The sequence below is a fragment of the Pseudomonas sp. AF03-9 genome (assembly GCF_020515815.1).
GTDB lineage: Bacteria > Pseudomonadota > Gammaproteobacteria > Pseudomonadales > Pseudomonadaceae > Aquipseudomonas.
The window spans coordinates 353,937-371,412 of the sequence record NZ_JAHPJF010000005.1 but is presented as its reverse complement, the minus strand read 5'-3'; the positions used below and the strand labels follow the sequence as shown (position 1 = coordinate 371,412).

The 17,476-nt window shown below is 63.5% G+C and carries 13 protein-coding genes; 4 read left to right on the top strand and 9 right to left on the bottom strand.

All coding sequences use genetic code 11. The features are described 5' to 3' along the window. Complete coding sequence (locus tag LIY36_RS10875) at positions 1 to 276, top strand: DUF3613 domain-containing protein (RefSeq protein ID WP_192300175.1); 276 nt, start codon at positions 1 to 3, stop codon at positions 274 to 276. On the opposite strand, the gene LIY36_RS10870 is transcribed toward LIY36_RS10875, so the two are convergent. Further along, entirely contained in the window at positions 273 to 1,052 is a 780-nt protein-coding gene (locus LIY36_RS10870) for a response regulator transcription factor (protein WP_226455682.1), read from the bottom strand. The genes LIY36_RS10875 and LIY36_RS10870 overlap by 4 nt on opposite strands. Before the next feature lie 116 nt (positions 1,053 to 1,168). Next, on the bottom strand, positions 1,169 to 1,654 hold the full coding sequence (locus LIY36_RS10865) for a prepilin peptidase (protein WP_226455681.1): 486 nt from the start codon (positions 1,652 to 1,654) through the stop codon (positions 1,169 to 1,171). 72 nt (positions 1,655 to 1,726) lie between these two features. Here LIY36_RS10865 and LIY36_RS10860 point away from each other — a divergent pair, with 72 nt between their 5' ends. Both LIY36_RS10860 and LIY36_RS10855 read left to right on the top strand, forming a co-directional pair. After that, complete coding sequence (locus tag LIY36_RS10860) at positions 1,727 to 2,167, top strand: TadE/TadG family type IV pilus assembly protein (protein WP_226455680.1); 441 nt, start codon at positions 1,727 to 1,729, stop codon at positions 2,165 to 2,167. Next, entirely contained in the window at positions 2,164 to 4,896 is a 2,733-nt protein-coding gene (locus LIY36_RS10855; protein WP_226455679.1) for a PAS domain-containing sensor histidine kinase, read from the top strand. The genes LIY36_RS10860 and LIY36_RS10855 overlap by 4 nt, the downstream gene beginning before the upstream one ends. Here LIY36_RS10855 and LIY36_RS10850 read toward each other — a convergent pair. The 6 genes from LIY36_RS10850 to pbpC form a co-directional block, all read right to left on the bottom strand. Then, the gene (locus LIY36_RS10850) at positions 4,893 to 6,896 is read right to left on the bottom strand and encodes a pilus assembly protein TadG-related protein (RefSeq protein WP_226455678.1); all 2,004 of its coding nucleotides are present in this window, start codon (positions 6,894 to 6,896) and stop codon (positions 4,893 to 4,895) included. The two genes, LIY36_RS10855 and LIY36_RS10850, sit on opposite strands and share 4 nt — an antisense overlap. 164 nt (positions 6,897 to 7,060) lie before the next feature. Next, positions 7,061 to 7,618 (bottom strand): DUF4136 domain-containing protein, encoded by a 558-nt coding sequence (locus tag LIY36_RS10845; protein WP_192300181.1) that lies wholly within the window; start codon positions 7,616 to 7,618, stop codon positions 7,061 to 7,063. A gap of 45 nt (positions 7,619 to 7,663) precedes the next feature. Then, positions 7,664 to 8,266, bottom strand: coding sequence for a DUF4136 domain-containing protein (locus LIY36_RS10840; protein WP_192300182.1), 603 nt, complete (start codon positions 8,264 to 8,266; stop codon positions 7,664 to 7,666). Between the two features lie 24 nt (positions 8,267 to 8,290). Further along, positions 8,291 to 9,040, bottom strand: a complete 750-nt coding sequence (locus LIY36_RS10835; protein ID WP_226455677.1) for a methyltransferase — start codon at positions 9,038 to 9,040, stop codon at positions 8,291 to 8,293. Further along, positions 9,033 to 9,341: a MazG-like family protein gene (locus LIY36_RS10830; protein WP_048723087.1), complete on the bottom strand. Its 309-nt coding sequence runs from the start codon at positions 9,339 to 9,341 to the stop codon at positions 9,033 to 9,035. The genes LIY36_RS10835 and LIY36_RS10830 overlap by 8 nt, the downstream gene beginning before the upstream one ends. A 159-nt stretch (positions 9,342 to 9,500) precedes the next feature. Continuing rightward, entirely contained in the window at positions 9,501 to 11,813 is a 2,313-nt protein-coding gene (gene pbpC, locus LIY36_RS10825; protein WP_226455710.1) for a peptidoglycan glycosyltransferase PbpC, read from the bottom strand. Between the two features lie 224 nt (positions 11,814 to 12,037). Here pbpC and LIY36_RS10820 point away from each other — a divergent pair, with 224 nt between their 5' ends. Next, positions 12,038 to 12,331 (top strand): hypothetical protein, encoded by a 294-nt coding sequence (locus tag LIY36_RS10820; RefSeq protein WP_017738360.1) that lies wholly within the window; start codon positions 12,038 to 12,040, stop codon positions 12,329 to 12,331. Positions 12,332 to 12,467: 136 nt separating this feature from the next. On the opposite strand, the gene LIY36_RS10815 is transcribed toward LIY36_RS10820, so the two are convergent. Beyond that, positions 12,468 to 17,363: an alpha-2-macroglobulin family protein gene (locus tag LIY36_RS10815; protein WP_226455676.1), complete on the bottom strand. Its 4,896-nt coding sequence runs from the start codon at positions 17,361 to 17,363 to the stop codon at positions 12,468 to 12,470. Between the last annotated feature and the right edge of the window lie 113 nt (positions 17,364 to 17,476).

Below are 17,476 nucleotides of genomic sequence, written 5' to 3'. Positions count from 1 at the left end.
ATGACACTCAAACCGTTCGCCCACCTGCTGCTGGCCACCCTGCCCCTGAGCGCACTGGCCATCGAGCCCGGCCCGTCATCGCCTTATCAACAGCAGACCGAAGGCTGGCTGCAGATGCAGGTCACCGGGCAATTGGCTTCGTCCACAGCGCAAAAAGCCTCCCCGGCGGAACGCGAGCAGGCCATGCAACGTTTGATCGAAAGCTACAAGCACCCCATTCCCGAGTACTACGACCAGAAGCAGGGTGGCGCCGCGAAGAGTGGCAGCAGTAACTAGTGGGCGCTCACGCGCTGGCGGATCGACGCGCTGGCGGGTGACAGCGCGAGCGCCAGTTGCGTGCGGTTGTGCATGTGGGTCAGGCGCAGCACCTGGGACACGTAGAGCTTCACCGTGTTTTCGGTGATGCCCAGTTCGCAGGCGATCTGGTAGTTGGTCTGGCCCTTGCCGACCAGGCGCGCCACATCCAATTGGCGCGGCGACAGTTGCTTGAAGATCACCGGCATTTCGGCGCTTTCGACGTCGTCGCCCAGGGCTTCATCAGTGGCGGGTTGCGGGCCGCTGCGCACCTTGTCGAGGTCGTGGTAAAGGTCGTCGATCGACGCGGACAGGAACTGCAATTTCTGATTCAACTGCCCCAGTTCCAGATCCTTCTGGCGCTCATGCAGCGCGGCCTCCTGGCGTTGCAGGCCTTCAAGCAGTTCTTCGAGGTTGATCGGTTTCTGATAGTAATCGGCGATGCCCGCCCGCAGCGCCTTGATCACGTCCTGTTTGTCGGCACGCCCGGTCAGCATGATCGCCTCGAAGGCGCGGCGTTTGCCGGCAAGGCGTTGCAGTTCCTGGACCAGCTCGATGCCATCCATTTCCGGCATGTGCAGGTCGCACAGCACCAGGGCGATTTCAGCGTCTTCACGGAACCGCGCGATGGCCTGCCGGCTTGAATCGCAAGGCACGCAACGGTAACCGCTGCTTTCGAGGTATTCGCACAACTCTTCCACGATCAAGGGCTGATCGTCGACCACGAGGACTTTCATCTGAGAGATAAGCTTGTTCACGCGCTACTCCATGCCTGGCCAAGCAAAAATCGGTTCAAAACGGTACAACCGCGTCTATTTCGCACATCCTGGCTATAAACGTAGACGCACTTTCCGACTATGTACATAGAGCTACGCTACGTTGCGATCAGTGGGTTCCAAAGCCAGGCGAGGGTAAATCCGGCCAACAAAAATGGCGCGAAGGGCTGTTTTTTTGACTGGTGCGGGCCGAGGTACTCAAGGGCATTTCTAAGCCCTTGATTCATCAGCGGCCACAATTTTGGCGCCAACAGCAGCCACACCACGCTGGCCAGGCCGGCACCGACAAACGTGCCGAGCAAGTACGTGCAATTGCTCGCCAGGCCCAGGGCCGCCAGCAGTTTTACATCCGCAGCGCCAAGACGCCCCAGGGCATAACCGGGCAAGGTGAACACCACGGCAAGGGCAAATGCCCAGGCACCCTCGGCCGGCGTCGCGCCCAGCCAGGTGGAACCGCTCCACACCAGGTAAACCAGTGCCAGCACAAAACCGCCGAGGGTCAGGCGGTTGGCGATCTGGCGTTGACGGGTATCTTGCACGGCGCACAGCGCCAGCCAGGCAAACACGATGAGGCTGTGAATCACGTAAAAAAAATCCCTTTTTACTGAATGACTCTATGCTGATATCAGGTAGTCGTTGTCAGGGTAGACGCAGTCATGAGAAAGGGCCTCCCCAGAAAACAGAAAGGTGCCGCCGCGCTTGAGTTCGCGATGGTGTTCATGATCTTTTTTGCCGTGTTTTACGGTTTGGTCAGCTACAGCCTGCCGTTGCTGTTGCTGCAATCGTTCAACCAGGCCACGGCCGAGGGTGTCAGGCGCAGCGTTGCACTGGACCCCACCACCCCCGGTTACTCCAGCGCCGTCACCGCACGTGCCGTGGCGACCGCCCAGGCTCAATTGCAGTGGCTGCCTGCCGCGTTCAAATTCGTCCCGGGCTATGTCACCGCCACCTACTCGGCCGGCAACCTGTTGACCGTGCAAATCAACTACCCCTCCGACAACCTCAAAAGCGTCCTGCCATTCCTGGTGCTGCCGGGCTTCGGCACCGTGCCCAACCTGCCCACCACGCTGTCGGCCCAAGCGAGCCTGCAATTTTGACCTCGGGGGAAAAGTTCTTCGACCGCCTGCTCGGCCGCCCGCCCGAGTCACACCTGCCCGCGGCGCACGTCCCCGTCAACGCCGGTTTGCAGATTGACCTGGACAACCTCGGCCGCGTCCTGCAAACCCACGGTCCGCTGCGTCATCGCCTGGTCAAACACACCGCCGAGCAACATCCCGAACCGCTGGTGGACTACCTGTGTGCCCACAGCGCCGTGGTGATCGAGGGCAGCCCCGCCGATTGGCAGGGCCAAAACCTCGACCTGGATTTCAATGGCTTCGCTGGACGCCCCCTGCAAACCCGTGGCTGGATCCAGCCCAGCGGCGACGGCTGGGTTTTGCAGCTGTTGGACATCGGCGACTTGATCGGCCACCGCGAGCACGCCGAAGCCCGCGAGCAACACCAGTTGCTCAGCGCCCAGGTCAGCGAACGCTTGCGCGTGTGCAGCCTGACCCGGCTGCCGGAAGTGGTGCAGGACAACCTGCAAAGCATTGCCCAACACTTTCAGATTCCCTGTGTCGCCATCGCCCTGCTCGACGAACAGGACCTGGGCTGGCGGGTCCACAGCCAATACCGCACGTTTGACGCCCCGGTGCTGTGGCACGATGGCCAGGCACTCGGCGCGGCCCTGGACAGTTTGGGCGGCACCGCGCCGTTGAGCCTGACCCTCACCCACGGCCACAGCGAGCATCCGCGCCTGCAAGGCATCTTTGCGAATGCCGAGGGGTTCCTGGTGCCCTATCGCGATGACCATGGCGTCGCCGCCTGGCTGCTGTGCGGTTTCTACCACGCCCAAGACACCTTCGAGCGCGACTGGCTGCAACTCACCGCAGCCCTCGCCGCGCCCCTGCTCAGCCGCCTGCGCGAACAGCGCCATCAACAGCAACTGGATCGCCTCGAAGCCCTGCAAGGCCTGCTCGGCACTGGTTGGTGGGAACTGCCCAACCTCAGCGACGACATCCAACTGGCGCCCCAGCTGCAACAGCACCTGAACCCCGACGAAGCCACCACACGCCACACCTTGAGCGACTGGCTGCGGCTGTTTCACCCCGCCGACCGCGAGGAACTCGCCAGCCGCCTGCACGACTTGCAGACCCTGAGCAAACCGCTGTCGACCAGCGTGCGCCTGCACCGTCTCGACGCCGCGCAAAACCCCATCTGGTATCGCGTCCAGGGCCAGGCCCTGGGCGTCGGCAACCATCGGCGGCTGGTCGGCTTCATGCTCGACATCAGCGACATCAAAAACCAGCAACAGCAAGCCGCTGCCGCCCACGCCCGGCTGGACAACCTGATCGCCAGCTCACCGGCAATCATCTATGTACAGCGCTACGTCGAAGGCACCCTGCAACCGCTGTTTTTCAGCGACAGCCTGCTGCCGTTGCTCGGCCGTACGCTCGCCGAATGCACGGCCGCCAGCCTGATCGAATGGCTGCACCCCGACGACCGCGACCTGTATTTCGAACGCACCCGCCAACTGCTGCGCGAAGGCAATGTGCGCAGCCGCTATCGCGTGCAGGACAAGCAAGGCAACTATCACTGGCTGCTCGACGAAGCCAGGCTGCTGCGCGACGACCTGGGCCTGCCGGTCGAAGCCGTGGGCCTGTGGCTGGATGTGACCGAGGCAACCCTGGCGGCGGAGCACGTCAAGCAAAGCGAGGAACGCTACCGCATCCTGGTAGAGGACTCACCGGCGATGATCTGCCGCTACCGCCCCGACCTGACCCTGACGTTCGGCAACACCCCGCTGGCCAACTATCTGGAGTGCCGCCCGGAACAATTGCCGGGGCTGAACCTGGCGGATTGGCTGTCGGCCGAACAACGCGATAGCTTTGTGCAGCGCATTGGCCGACTGACGCCGGAGTTCCCGGTCAGCACCGCCGAAATCAGCCTGCAACTGCCGGGGCGCGAACATGCCTGGTGGGTATGGTCAGACCGCGGCGTGTTCGATGAGCAGGGCGCGCTGATGGAAGTGCAGGCTGTGGGCCGCGACAACACCGAAGTGCGCCGCTCCCAGCAACAACTGACCCAGAGCGCCAAAATGGCCACCCTCGGCGAAATGGCCACGGGCCTGGCCCACGAGATCAACCAACCGTTGAACGTGATGCGCATGGCCATCGTCAATGTGCTCAAGCGCGTGCGCGATGGCGATGCACAAATCGACTACCTGACCGAAAAACTGCAACGCATCGACACCCAGGTGCAGCGCGCGGCGCGGGTGGTCGACCATATGCGCGTGTTCGGCCGCCGCTCGGAAGTCGAGCAGCACCCCTTCGACCCGGCACAGGCGGTGGAGGGTACGCTGTCGCTGCTCAGCGAAGGCTTGCGCGGCAAGGGTGTGGAGCTGCGCCTGACACCGCCGGACTTCACGGTGCAGGTCAAGGGCCACGTCGACCAGTTGGAACAGGTGCTGATCAACCTGATCGTCAACGCCCGCGACGCGTTGCTCGGCCAGCGTGAAAAACAGCCGGAGCTGCGCCCCTGGATCGCCATGCACAGCGAGCGTGACGGCCGCCACGTGCGCATCTGGGTCGAGGACAACGGCGGCGGCATCGACCCGCGCCTGCTGGAGCGGATCTTCGAACCCTTCTTCACCACCAAGCCGATTGGCGTAGGCACCGGCCTCGGGTTGTCGGTGAGCTATGGGATTGTGGAAAACATGGGCGGACGCCTGAGCGTCAGCAACGGCGAGCACGGCGCCCGGTTTTGCGTGGAGTTGCCGCTGGCCTAGTTCACCAGCGCCGCCTGGCCATGGGGGCGGCAACTGAGGTTGGCACCGACTTCGACCTGGTTGAGGTTGATGCCGAGGGTGTTCAGCAGGCCGTTGACCAGTGGGTCGACGACTGGGCTCAACACATTGCCGATCAGCCCTCCCAGCGTGGTATTCAAATCATTGAGCAACGTTGCGCTGGTCACCAGCAAGCCGCCCAGCAGGTTGAAGCCGGTGGGTTTGTAAACCTGGAACTGAATGCCCGCCAATGTCGTCTTGAGCGAGCCCACCAGACCGGTGGTCGAGAATGCGTAGTAGAGCGCCGGCTGCTTGATTTCCGGCGGTTGATTATAGGTGTGAGCACCGAGGGCCGCAGTGGTCGTCCCCACAGTACTGTTGATACTCAGCCCGATCCCGCCGCCATAAAACGCCTTGCGTGTCGCGGGGTCACACGTGGTCGGCCCGAGCCCCAGCAGCGGTTTGAAGCAGGTGATCGCGCCGATGTCGACCACCGGTAACGGCGGCACAGGACTCAACGGCGGGCTGGAGGCCAGTGAGTTGATCAACGTGGGAGTCTGGCCGATCTTGACGGTGACTACCGAGGCGTTGGATTGGGTAGTCAAGGTTTTGGTCGCGTCGCTCACGCAGGTGAACCCGGTGACATAACTTTCAGCACTGCCCAATTCCAGAATCACATCCACGCCAGTGATAGGGGGGTTGGAGGCAGAGGACAGCACTTTCAGGTCTGTACGCTCGCAGTAACCACCCAATACACACAACAACGATGACACCGTCCCGCCCAGGTTCAGGCTTAACAAATTATTCAAAACGTCAGAAAGCGGACCGAGCAACCCGTTCAAGACCAGGTTCACCGGCGCCGTGTCGAGGAGTGGCAGCCCCACCGTCAGCCCAACGCTGACTTGCGCCGTGCGCACATAAATCCGCGTCGTCGCATCGGTTTTGTTCTTGGCGTACGTGGGATCGCCAATCGCCGACAACTGCGGCGGCTGGATCACTTTGATCTTGAGATTCGTCGTGACCCCGGGCAGCGTCACCGGCACGTCGGCAACCACGGCACTTGTCTTGTTGGCCAACTGCACAAACGCCTCGATCAACTGGAAGGCATTCACCGTGGTATTGAGCCCCGCGGACACCGCGCCGGTCTGCACTTGCATCAAGCTGCCCAACGTCACGTCCAGGTTGCCCACCAGCGCACTGATCTTCGCCGCTCCCGCCGCAGCCGCCACCGAGGCGGTGCTGCCTCCGGCCTGCAACACCGTGACCGCTGCATCCACCAACTGACCGAGCTTGAGGTTCTTGGCCAACAACTCATCGTAATTGCCTGCCTGCACCCCCACGTTCAGCGCCAGTTGGTTCAGGTAACTGAGCAGGTTTATATCGGTGCCCACCAACCCTTGCCAGCCCGCCAGGCCCACCGACAGGTTGCCGCCCAGCAGCTTGCCGAACAGCAGGTCCAGGGCGTCCGACTTGCTGGAGTCGACCGTCAGCACCGTCGACTTGATCGTCAACTGCGCCTGCGGCGGCAGAATCTTCGGCGCGGCGACGGCCCTGGCGGTCAATTGGGTCATCACGTTGTAGGCGTTGCCATTGACCAGCGTCCAGACGCCACCCGCAACGCTGGTCAACACCGGGCGGGAGGCGGTCACCTGGATGGCATCGGTCTTGGTGGAGTCCTGGCTGAACACGCGCAGGTTGCTGGCATTGGTGCTCAGCACGCCGCAGCGCACGTCCAGCGCACTGCCGGGGGGAATGACATAGCCGTTGCGCGTGGCGCTGGCGCCGGCAAAGGTCGGCGCGGTGTTGGTGGCCGGTATGCAATTGCCGTTGCGCTGCACCGCTTCCAGCGCGGCCATGTCGGCGATGCCTTGCAGCTTGCGCTTCTCCAGGTACAGCCGCCCGCTATCGACGACCAGCAACAGAAAGACCAGCGCCAGCCCCAGGGTCAGGGCCGCCATCAAGCCAATCGCACCACGCTGCCTGGAACGAAGTCGGGGAGACATCGAGCACTCCTTTAGCGCTTACTCTCCGTAGTGCAGTGGAGTGTAGACAAGGCGTTGCGGCCGCGCCGGCCAGTCGCCACATTGGCGACTGACGGAGATTGTGGGGCGTGCACAAAGCTAGGTGTGGGAGCGGGCTTGCTCCCACAGGGGGATTGCGGTGTTGGTTAGTGCGGCGGGTAGTTGGAGAGAATTTTAGTCACCGTCGCGCGGATGGCATTGCTGCGATCCTGGGGATTCGGCGTGCTGCTCATCATCTGCTCGTCGCTGCCGCGCCACACCAGCTTGCCGTCCTTGCCGTCGAGCAGGTCGATCTGAAGGGTTGCCACTTTGTAGGTGATGTTGCGCGTTTCGTTGTACATCGGCGCGCCCCAGTAGCCGTTCCACGGGCCGCCCCAGGCGCCGCCGTAGTTGGTGGTGACTTGTTGCTGGCGGTCTTCGACGATCAGGTAGGCCTGCACCTTCAAGTCCGCCTTGGCGCCAGCCGCCGCCGGACGCAGGCCGCGCTGGTCGAGTTGTTCGCCGACGGCCTGGCGGATGCGTTGTTCGGTGAGGTCGCTCTTGATCCGCGGGTCATCCGGACGGTATTGCAGCGCCGGGTCTTTCCAGGCCCAGCTGCGGTACGCGCCGAAATCACGGCTGGCGTCAAAATCGTGGTTGACCTGGCTGGTCTGGCAACCGCCCAGCAGCACTACAAAAGCGAGCGTTGCGATACGACGAAACATGAGTGTTCTCCAAAATAGACCGGGGCCTGTCATTGAGCTTAGCGCTTAACGTGGCGGATAAGCGCTCATCGCCTTCTGCACCGCCTTGCGCAGCCCATCGGCGCGTTCGCTGAGGCTACCCTGGCTGGCGGTTTCCGCGCTGGTGCTCCACACCGGCTGGCCGCTGCGGGCGTCGAACAGGTTGACGCGCACCACCGCCACCGTCACTTCATAGGTGCGCACGATCGGTGCCGAGTTGTACATGCCGTAGCCATTGCCATAGCGGTTGTAGCCACCATAGCCGTAGCCATAGTCATCCTGGACTTGCTTGAGGCGCTTCTCCAGGCGCACGTCGGCGCTGACCAGCAGGTCCGGCGGGCGATTGTCGTGCAGGGGGCGCAAGCCGCGCTGGTCGAGGGCGCCACTGACCGCTTCGGCAATCTGCGCCGAATCGGCCCAGGCCGTGCCCGCCGGCAGCTGGCCGTTGCGCCAGGCCCAGTTGCGGTAGGCGCCATAGTCGCGCACCGGCGCCGGGTAGGCACTGGCATCAAAGGTATTGGCCGCCTGGGCCGGGGCCGGCGGCATCGGGGCCGAGGCGGCCACGTAGGGATTGGGGCTGGAACAGGCGCCCAGTCCCAAAGACAACAGGATCAAACAGAGACGACGCATTTCGACCTCCGCAGACTGGGCCGCTTAAACCGGACGGCAGATCCAGTGCAAATAACGCCCAAGTCCGGCAAAGCTTGGGTGACGACGGTGAGCGAGTTCCATCTCCAACAAGTCCTGCAGATTCGCGCGGGCCTGGAATTCCACCGGCATGTAGTCGTGGAACACCCGCACGCCACTTTGGCTTTCGACCTGCCAAAGGCCTTCGAGTTGCGCCGCCAGTTCACGCGGGTCGAGCGGCTGTTGCGGGGTGAGGCTCTGCTTTTCCCCGGCCATGTCGTTCTTGCGCATCTTGCGGAAGTGGCCTTTGAGCAGGTTGCGGTAAATCAGCGCATCACGGTTGTAGAACGCCAGGGACAACCAGCCGCCGGGCACCGTGAGTTGGTGCAGCACCGGCAGGATCGCGTGGGGCTCGGCCAGCCATTCCAGCACGGCGTGGCACAGCACCAGGTCATAGGGTTCGGTGAGTTGGCCAAGCAAATCCTGCCACGGCGCGTGAATGAACGTTGCGCTCTGCCCGGCCTCGGCGAAGCGTTGGCGCGCGCCTTCGAGCATCGGCTCGGCGGGTTCGGCCAGGGTCACTTGATGGCCCTGCTCGGCCAGCCACAACGACATATGGCCCAGGCCCGCGCCGATGTCCAGCACGCGCAATGGGCGCTTGGGCAGCGCTTCGGTCAGGTCGGCCTGGAGCACCGCCAGACGGATGGCCCCCTTGGCGCCACCGTAGATTTTCTCGGCAAAACGCGTGGCCAATTGGTCGAAATGTCGGTCACTCATGGGCAAACCGCCGTTCGCTGTCGGCCAGTTTGGCGCGCACCACCTCGTTCATGTCCAGGCCCAACTCGCTGCACAGCAACAGCAGGTACAACACGATATCGCCGACTTCCTGCCCGGCATGGGCGAGTTTGTCGGCAGGCAGCTGGCGGGATTGGTCTTCGCTCAGCCATTGGAAGATCTCCACCAGCTCGGCCATTTCCACGCTGGCGGCCATGGCCAGGTTTTTCGGGCTGTGGAACTGCTTCCAGTCGTTGGTATCGCGGATGCGGTGCAGGCGTTCGGTGAGGTGTTCGAGGTTCATGCGTGAGGCTCCTGAAGGTGAGTAGCTTCGGGGGGATTGGCCTTGAAGGCAAGTGAATCTCCGGGTGTTCTTGAGGACGCCTTCGCGAGCAAGCCCGCTCCCACACTTGAAGGTATTCACAAATCAAAATGTGGGCGCGGGCTTGCTCGCGAAGGCGATTTAGTCGACGACACTGAACTCAAGCCGGGCAGTCTGCCCCGCCTCATCCAGCACACTCAGCTGATACCGCCCCAACCGCTCAAAGCTGGCATTGATAAAGTCCTGGTTGGCACTGTCCCCCAACGGCTCGCCATTGAGAAACCACCAACGCCGCCCACTGCCGCCCAACGCCGAGATTTTCAGACGCAGCGCCTGCTGGCTGGCAGCCGGCAAGCGCAGTTGATCACCCTCGCGCACGCCTACAATCGACAACGGCGACGACGCGGCCAATACCGGCGGCGGGCAATCGGGATCGGCGGCCGGGATGCGTGCTTCGCGGCGCTCGACCCGTGGCAACCATGGCTCCAGCGGCGCCGGCCACAAGGCGATGCTTTTCGCCTCGGCACCAGGGCAATGGGCGTCGACCCGCAGGCCCTTGGCGTTGACCCACACACTCTCCATCAACCCCACGCTCAACGGTTGATCCAATGCCTGCAAGGTCGGCGGTGTGGTGTTGTCCAACGTCCAGGCAAAACGCTGGCGCCGGCAATTGGGATCGCTGCGGCCCAGCGGCTGGCCCAGCGGCCAACAGATCGCAGCCACGCCAACATTCGCCGGCACCGGTTTGACGGGCGCACTGATGCCGCGCTGGCTGTCGCGGTTGGTCAGCACATCGTGCACCTGCAGCATCAACGGCGCCGCCGAGGCCAGGCCGAACTGCCCCGGCACCGGCGTGCCGTCCGGTCGGCCGATCCACACACCAATCAAGTAACGCGGCCCCACACCAATCGCCCAGGCATCACGAAAGCCATAGCTGGTGCCGGTTTTCCAGGCCAGCACCGGGCGCTGCACCAACTCGGCACGCGGGTCGCGGTCGGGGCGTGCCTGGCCACTGAGGATACGTCGCACAATCCACGCCGCACCAGGGGACAACATCGGCCGCTCCCTGAGAACGTCGCCTGGCTGCAAGCGGATGGTCGCGCTCTTGCCATCCCGGGCGAAGGCGCTGTAACCGCTGACCAGATCCTCCAGACGACTGCCCGCGCCGCCAAGAATCAACGCCAGATTGGGCTCGGCCAGCGCCGGCAACGCCAAGGGCACGCCGCCGATACGCATTTGGGCGGCGAAGCGCTTGGGCCCGTAGGCTTCCAGCAACTGCACCGCCGGCAGGTTCAGCGAACTGGACAACGCCGTACTCGCAGGCACCGCGCCGGTAAAGCCCATGGAAAAATTGCCCGGCCGGTAATCGCCGTAACGGCGGGGGACGTCTTGCAACAGCGACTCGGAGTGGATCAAGCCGTCATCCAACGCCATGCCATACAGAAACGGTTTCAACGTGGAGCCTGGCGAACGCAACGCGCTGATCATGTCCACATGGCCAAAGCGCTTGGCATCGTTGATGTCCACCGAGCCGACGTAGGCGCGCACGGCCATGCTTTCTTCTTCCACCACCAGGATCGCGGCGGAGGTGTACTCCGGCAAACGGGCGCGCCAGCCCAGCAGCAGGTCTTCGAGACGGCGTTGCAAGGTGGCATCCACGGTGGTGCGGATCAGCGGCGGGCTGTCCGGACGGTTCAGGCGGCGCGCGAGCAAGGGTGCCAGGCTCGGCTCCAGGCGCGGGGCGAGCAGCAGCGGTTCCTCCAGGGCTTCGTCGACAGCGGTCTGCGGCCACACCTGAAACTCGGCGAGGCGGCGCAGCACCTTGTCGCGGGCTTGCTGGGCGCGTTGCGGGTGACGGTCCGGGCGCAAGCGGCTGGGGGCCTGGGGCAGTACGGCAAGCAAGGCCGCTTCGGCATGGGTCAAGTGCGCCGGGGATTTTCCCAGGTAGGCCCAACTGGCCGCCGCCACGCCTTGCAACGTCCCGCCAAACGGGGCGCGGTTCAGGTAGAGGTTGAGGATTTCGTCCTTGGACAGGTGCCACTCCAACTGCGCCGTGCGCCACAACTGGCGCAACTTGCCGTGGAAGGTGCGCGAATGCGGATCGAGCAGGCGTGCGACCTGCATCGACAAGGTGCTGCCGCCGGACACTACCCGTGTGCCGCTGAGGTTCTGCCAGGAGGCCCGCACCAGCGCCAGCGGGTTGACGCCGGGGTGTCGGTAGAACCAGCGGTCTTCGTAGGTGAGCAGTGCGTCGAGGTAATACGGCGAGACTTCGCCGGTTTGCACCGGGTAGCGCCACACGCCGTTGGCATCGGCGAAGCGCCACAAGGGCGTACCGTCTTCGGCGAGTACGACGCGTGCCAGGTCGTCCTGAGGGAGCGGCAAGGGCCAGATACGGTCGGCCAGCCACAACAGCGCGATCACCAACACCACAACCCCCAAGCTCCAGCGCAGTAACCGTGGGAGCGGGCTTGCCTGCGATAGCGGTGGGGCGGTTGGTAAATTTTTCACTGACCCACCGCTATCGCAGGCAAGCCAGCTCCCACATGGGATTGTGGGTATCCGATACTAAGCAAACCCATTATTTAACCTGCAAACCTCTATGCTTATAGGGAACTAGCCTGGCGCAATCACAACCAAAGGCACAGATACGCCCACCTTCTCATCAGGACACACACATGCAGGTAGAAAGCTTCTTCGAATGGCTGGGCCAAGCGCTCGGTTCGGTCATCCGCTTTATCGTCGATGGGCTCAGCGGATTGTTCGGGGCCTTGACCAACGCTGGCGGCAACTTTGTCGAGGGCCTCTCACGTACGCTGGGCATGGACACTTCGATCATCAGCATCCTCACGCTGATCATTGGCCTGCTGTTCCTGTATTCGGCGGTGCGGGCGTTTATGCGTGCGTCGATCATCTTCGGGATTATCTGGTTGCTGCTGGGGCTGTGGCTGCTCAGCTGGGTCGTGCACTGATCCCCCAAACAACCAGCCCCCCCTGTGGCAGCGGGATTGCTCGCGAATGCGGTATGTCAGTATCAGATGTACTGGCTGACACTCCGTCTTCGCGAGCAAGCCCGCACACATTCAGGCCCCATTTCAAGTTGAGATCTCAGCGGCCCTTGATCACCAAGTCCGCCGGGGTCTCGCCCACCGCCTGCCAGTTCGGCCGGTACATCGACTCCACTTGCGGCGGCGGTACGCGGTACGTGCCCGGCGTCACCGCTCGTGCCAGATACAGCAAGTGCGTGGTGCCGGAACCGTCCAGGTTCAGCGCGGCCACATAACGGTCATCGCGGAACTCCTGATGCTTGAGCGACGCGTTCTGCATCGACTCACGCCATTCCTTCACCTGGCTGCTGGCGTTTTCCAGGCTGGCAGCGCTCTGTGCCAGGTTCTGGTTTTCCAGTTCCAGGCCGGCGGGCAGCAGGTCCACCACCAGGGCGTCCGGCACACGTTGCTTGGCGCTGACGGCCAAGTGCACCAGCACCAGGTCGCCGCTGTTGAGGCTGCGCAGGTTCAGCGGCTGGCCGTTCATGCCCAGGTATTCACGGCGGATGCTCAAGTTGTCGCCACCTGGCGCCGGTGGCACCTGTGGGTAACCTGAAATCGTCAGTTGCTGGTAAACCGGCACATCGCCCTGATTGGTCAGGCTCAGGTTGCTTGAAAGCAGCTTGCCCTCCAGATCCAGGGTCGACTGCTGGTTATTCAACTCGTGGCGTCCAGCACTGCCATCCAGTAGCACTTTCCAGTCCGACTCCGGCTTGGCAAACCCCAGGCGCCCGGCGAGGAACAGCGAATTACGCTCCTGGGTCGACAAGTACGGGCTCGCCGCCAACTGATCCGACAGCGTGAACAAGCGCTCCTCACGCTTGCCCTTGGCCAGGTCGTTCTCCTCCAGCAGCGCCAGGATCATCGCTTGATCACGCAACGGGCTGCCGTAGTCGGCCAGCCATTCATTGGCATTGCGCTGCGCCGCCAGACCGGCCAGCAACGCCTGGTCCGCCCGTGGCTGGTCGCCCATTTTCTGCAACGCAATCGCCAGTTGCACCAGCGGCAACCCGGAGCGCGCATCGCTGCGACGCTCGAAGATGCTGCGCAACGCGCCCAACGGCGCCTGCTGGCTGCGCGCCAGGACCATGCCGGCGTAGGCCTGCACGGCGAAGCGGGTGTGGTCGGCGTTGTCGCTGTAATCGACGTCGATCAGGTTGCGCTCCTGCACATAACGCAGCAGTCGCTCACTGGCCTTTTTCAAGGCCTCCTGCGGCACCGCGAAACCCTGATCACGGGCGCGCAGGAGGAAGTCGGTGACGTAGGCTGTCAGCCAATATTCTTCTTCGCCGTCAGCTCCCCACAACCCGAAGCTGCCGTTATAGCGCTGCATGCCCAGCAAGCGCTCGATGCCGATTTCGATCTTGCGCTTGCGCTCGGCATCCGGCTCGCCCTTGATCGCCAGGCGCTTGAGCAACGTATCGTCGGCGTACAGCGACGGGTACAGGCCGCTGGCGGTCTGCTCCAGGCAGCCATAAGGGTAGGCCTTGAGCGCGCTGATCTGCGCGCCAAGGTTCAACGGCGGCCGGCTCGACAGGCTCAACAGCGCCTCGCGCCCCGACGCATCGAACTGATCCAGGGTGCCCGCTGGCAGGCTCCACGGCTGATCCTTGAGTACCGCGCGGTAATGCTTGAGCAATGCCGGATACGCCGGACGCACGCCCAGGGTCCATTCGCGAGTGAACGGCGGTAGATTTTCACCCGGCAGGTCGAGGCCATTCACGGTGACCTTGACCTTGCCCTGCCCCAAGCCGCCCCAGGCTTTTACCGGGATGCGCAGGGTGGTGCGCTGGCCTTGTTTGAGTTCGACGTTTTGTGCGCCAGGGTTGACCAATTCCAGCTGCCCCTCGACGCTCAATTGCACATCGAGCTTCTGCGCCCGGCCCGACAGGTTGGACAGGTCCAGCGCCAAGGTGGTCTGGTCGCCACCGGCAAGGAAACGCGGCGCCGACAGCTCGGCGATCAGCGGCGCGGCAATCACTGTCTTGGCTTCGGCCATGCCATAGCGATCATCGCTCCAGGCCTGGGCCATCAGGCGCAGTTCGCCGTTGAAGTCGGGGATGTTGACGCTGACTTCGCCCTCGCCCCGCTCATTCAAGGTCACGGGCGCGCTTTGCAGGGCGACGATGGTGAGGCTGGTGTCCGGGCGCTTGCCGCCCTTGGCCAGCGCAGCGTCACCACCAAAGGCCAGGCTGGCCAGGCGGCCCTGGCCAGCCTCGATCAACTGGCCGTAGATGTCGAACTGGTCCACGCCGTAAGCCTTGCGACCGAACAGGCTGGCGTACGGGTCCGGCGTCGGGTATTCGGTGATATTGAGGATGCCCACATCCACCGCCGCGACCAGCACGTGCACCTGTTTCGGCACGCTGCCATCGGCATTCTTGGCGGCGACTTTTACCGTCAGCGCTTGCTTGGGACGCATTTTTTCCGGCGCGCTGAGGGTCACGCCGAGTTTGCGCTGGGTGCGATCCAGCGGCAGGTGCAGCAGGCCCACGGCCCGTTTGGGGGTGATATTGGCTTTGCGCTCGCCGGGACGAATCACCAGGGCACTGACGTACAAATCATGGCGCGACCATTTCGGGTCGAGCTTCACGGCGAAGCTTTTGCCTTCGGCCGGCACGTCGATTTCCTGCCACCACAACGGCCCTTCGGCGGACTCCACCAGCAGGTAGCCCTTGCCGGCGGCAGGCGGGGTCACGGTGACGTTGGCGGTATCGCCGTCGCCATACGCCGGTTTATCCAGCGCCAGCTTGACCTGATCGGGGCGTACGGCGCCGCCTTCGGTGTTGTCCTGGGCCTGGTAGCCGGCCCAGAAGCGCAGGCTGCTGACCAGCCCGGTCTGCGGGTCTTCGACCTCGACGCGGTAAGGGCCCCACTCGACCTGGAAGCTGACCTTGGCGGTGTCGCCCGCCTGGATGTTCAAGGTCTGTTCGTCGAGGTTGAGGAATTTTTCGTTGAAGTGGTAACTCCAGCCATCGTTGTCGGAGTAGTTCCAGTAGTAATCGCGACGCTCACGCACCAGGCGCACTTTGAGGTTTTGCGCGGCGAGCTTCTGCCCTTGCGGGTTGGCCAGCAGTACTTCGAATTCTGCCGGGCCATCGCCGTTGGTTTCCTTGCCGTCAAACAACCCGCGCAGGCCCGGCAGTTGTTCGGCCGGCCAGATCGGCTGCACCAGGCGCCGGGTGATCGGGCGCCCGCCGGACTCGTGCAGGCTGGCTTGCACGATCAGTTGCAGCGGCGACTTGGCGTCGGCCCATTTGCTTTCCAGGGTCAGTTCTTCCTGACCCTTGGCGTCGAGCACGCTTTCGTCGAGTTCGAAATCCTGGCTCAGTTCTTCTTCGGTGACAGAGCCAAACTGATAGCCCGGCAGCGCCTTGACCGCTTCGCGCAACGGCCGCACATAGATTTGCCCGCTGACGCGGTTGCCCGATGCCGGGGCGCCGTAGAGGTAGCGGCCACTGACCTGGATGACCGGGTTATCGGCCGGGCTCAACGCCGTGTCGCTGCCCTTGAGTTCCAGCGCCAGGCGCTCGGGCAGGAAGTCTTCGACGAGGAATTCATACAACTGCGGCTTGCCGTCCCCCAGGTCGAACACCAGCTGCCAGCGCCCGGTCGGCGCTTCGCCAGCCAGTTGCAGTGGGTATTGATAGAGGCCGGACGCGTCGGCATCCCACACGAACTTACGGCTGACCTGCTCATCCGGGCGACGGACCTCGACGCTCACGGGTTGCGGCTTGACCGCGTTGCCGTCCTTGTCGCGCAACAGGGCGTTGAGCAGCACGGTTTCGCCGGGGCGATACAGGTCACGCGGGCCGAACACAAAGAACTGCAACGGATGGGACGGCTGGCCGCCGATGTCGAACTCGGCCAGGTCCAGCGCCGCGCTGTCGAGGCGTAACAGGCTGGTTTGCTCGCCCTGCTTGGCCAGCAACACCTGGGCTTTTTTCGGCAACGGCAGCTCGGCGTGGCCGCCCTTCTCGGTCTTGCCCTGGCCCAGCACGCGGCCGTCGGCATCGAGCACTTCAAGGTCGACGCCATCCAGCGCCTTGCCGCCTTCGAGGGCCTGGGTAAACACGTCCAGGCGATTGGCGTAGCGGTGCACCGACAAGCCGATGTCACTCAAGGTAAACAGCGTCGCCGGCTGGGAATAGTTGTAGGTGCCGGAAGCGCGCATCACCGCCAGGTACACGCCTGGCTGCTGCAATTGCTTGAGGCCGGCAATCGGCAGCAGCAGGGTTTCACGGGTGTTGCGTGCCGGGTTCAGGTCGAAACGGCCGCCGTAGACCAGGTCGGCCATCGGCAGCAGTTCGCGGGCCTCATAACTTTGCAGGCTGCTATTGCGGCCCCATTGCGCCAGGAAGGTGGGCAGGGATTCGGGCTTGATGCGAAAGAATTCGACGTCGATCTTGTCGACGTTCAACGCAATCACCGGCAGGCCTTCGGCCAGGCGTGTCGGCAGCAAGGTGCCACGGCTGGCGAAACCGACGGTGGCTTGTAGGTCGCGGGTTTCCAGGCGGGCGCTGTATTCGGCGGCGAGCTTGGCGTCGTTGACCGCTTTCACGCCGGCGTCGATGGTCAGCACCAGCTTGCGCTGTGGCTCCAGATGGCGCAGGCGCAGCTCCATCAGGTTGTCGGAAATTTCCCAGGCACCATCGACCTTGCCGGACTTGCTGTCCACCAGGTGAAGTTTGTCGGCGAATTTTTGATCGGGGTCCAGGGGAATGGAAAAGCTCACGGAGAGCGTGCTGGCCCCATCGAGCTGCACCTCGGACACATCCACCACGCTTAACTCACGCCCGGCGTAGCGCTGCTTCAGCGCCGCCACGTCCACCACCGCCTTGGCCGCCTTAGGTGCTGCCGTCACGGTTGGCGCAGGAGGCGCCGCCGGTTTGTCGGAAGAATCGCAGGCGCTCAGCAGGGCCAGCGCGCAGGCCAGGAACAATCCTTTGTTAAGCATGGGGCACTCGTTGTTAGGGGGCCGAGGGATGAACTATATATCAGCCCGCGTGGGGCTGATGAGGTGCTGCTCACATTGACCGACGGAGGGTGGTTTGGTTCTTGAAAGGAAGT

Coding starts and splice junctions, on each gene's coding strand:
- LIY36_RS10815 (WP_226455676.1), bottom strand. CDS start 17,363: ATGCTTAACAAAGGATTGTTCCTGGCCTGCGCGCTGGCCCTGCTGAGC.
- LIY36_RS10820 (WP_017738360.1), top strand. CDS start 12,038: ATGCAGGTAGAAAGCTTCTTCGAATGGCTGGGCCAAGCGCTCGGTTCG.
- LIY36_RS10835 (WP_226455677.1), bottom strand. CDS start 9,040: ATGAGTGACCGACATTTCGACCAATTGGCCACGCGTTTTGCCGAGAAA.
- LIY36_RS10875 (WP_192300175.1), top strand. CDS start 1: ATGACACTCAAACCGTTCGCCCACCTGCTGCTGGCCACCCTGCCCCTG.
- LIY36_RS10845 (WP_192300181.1), bottom strand. CDS start 7,618: ATGTTTCGTCGTATCGCAACGCTCGCTTTTGTAGTGCTGCTGGGCGGT.
- LIY36_RS10850 (WP_226455678.1), bottom strand. CDS start 6,896: ATGTCTCCCCGACTTCGTTCCAGGCAGCGTGGTGCGATTGGCTTGATG.
- LIY36_RS10830 (WP_048723087.1), bottom strand. CDS start 9,341: ATGAACCTCGAACACCTCACCGAACGCCTGCACCGCATCCGCGATACC.
- LIY36_RS10840 (WP_192300182.1), bottom strand. CDS start 8,266: ATGCGTCGTCTCTGTTTGATCCTGTTGTCTTTGGGACTGGGCGCCTGT.
- LIY36_RS10860 (WP_226455680.1), top strand. CDS start 1,727: ATGAGAAAGGGCCTCCCCAGAAAACAGAAAGGTGCCGCCGCGCTTGAG.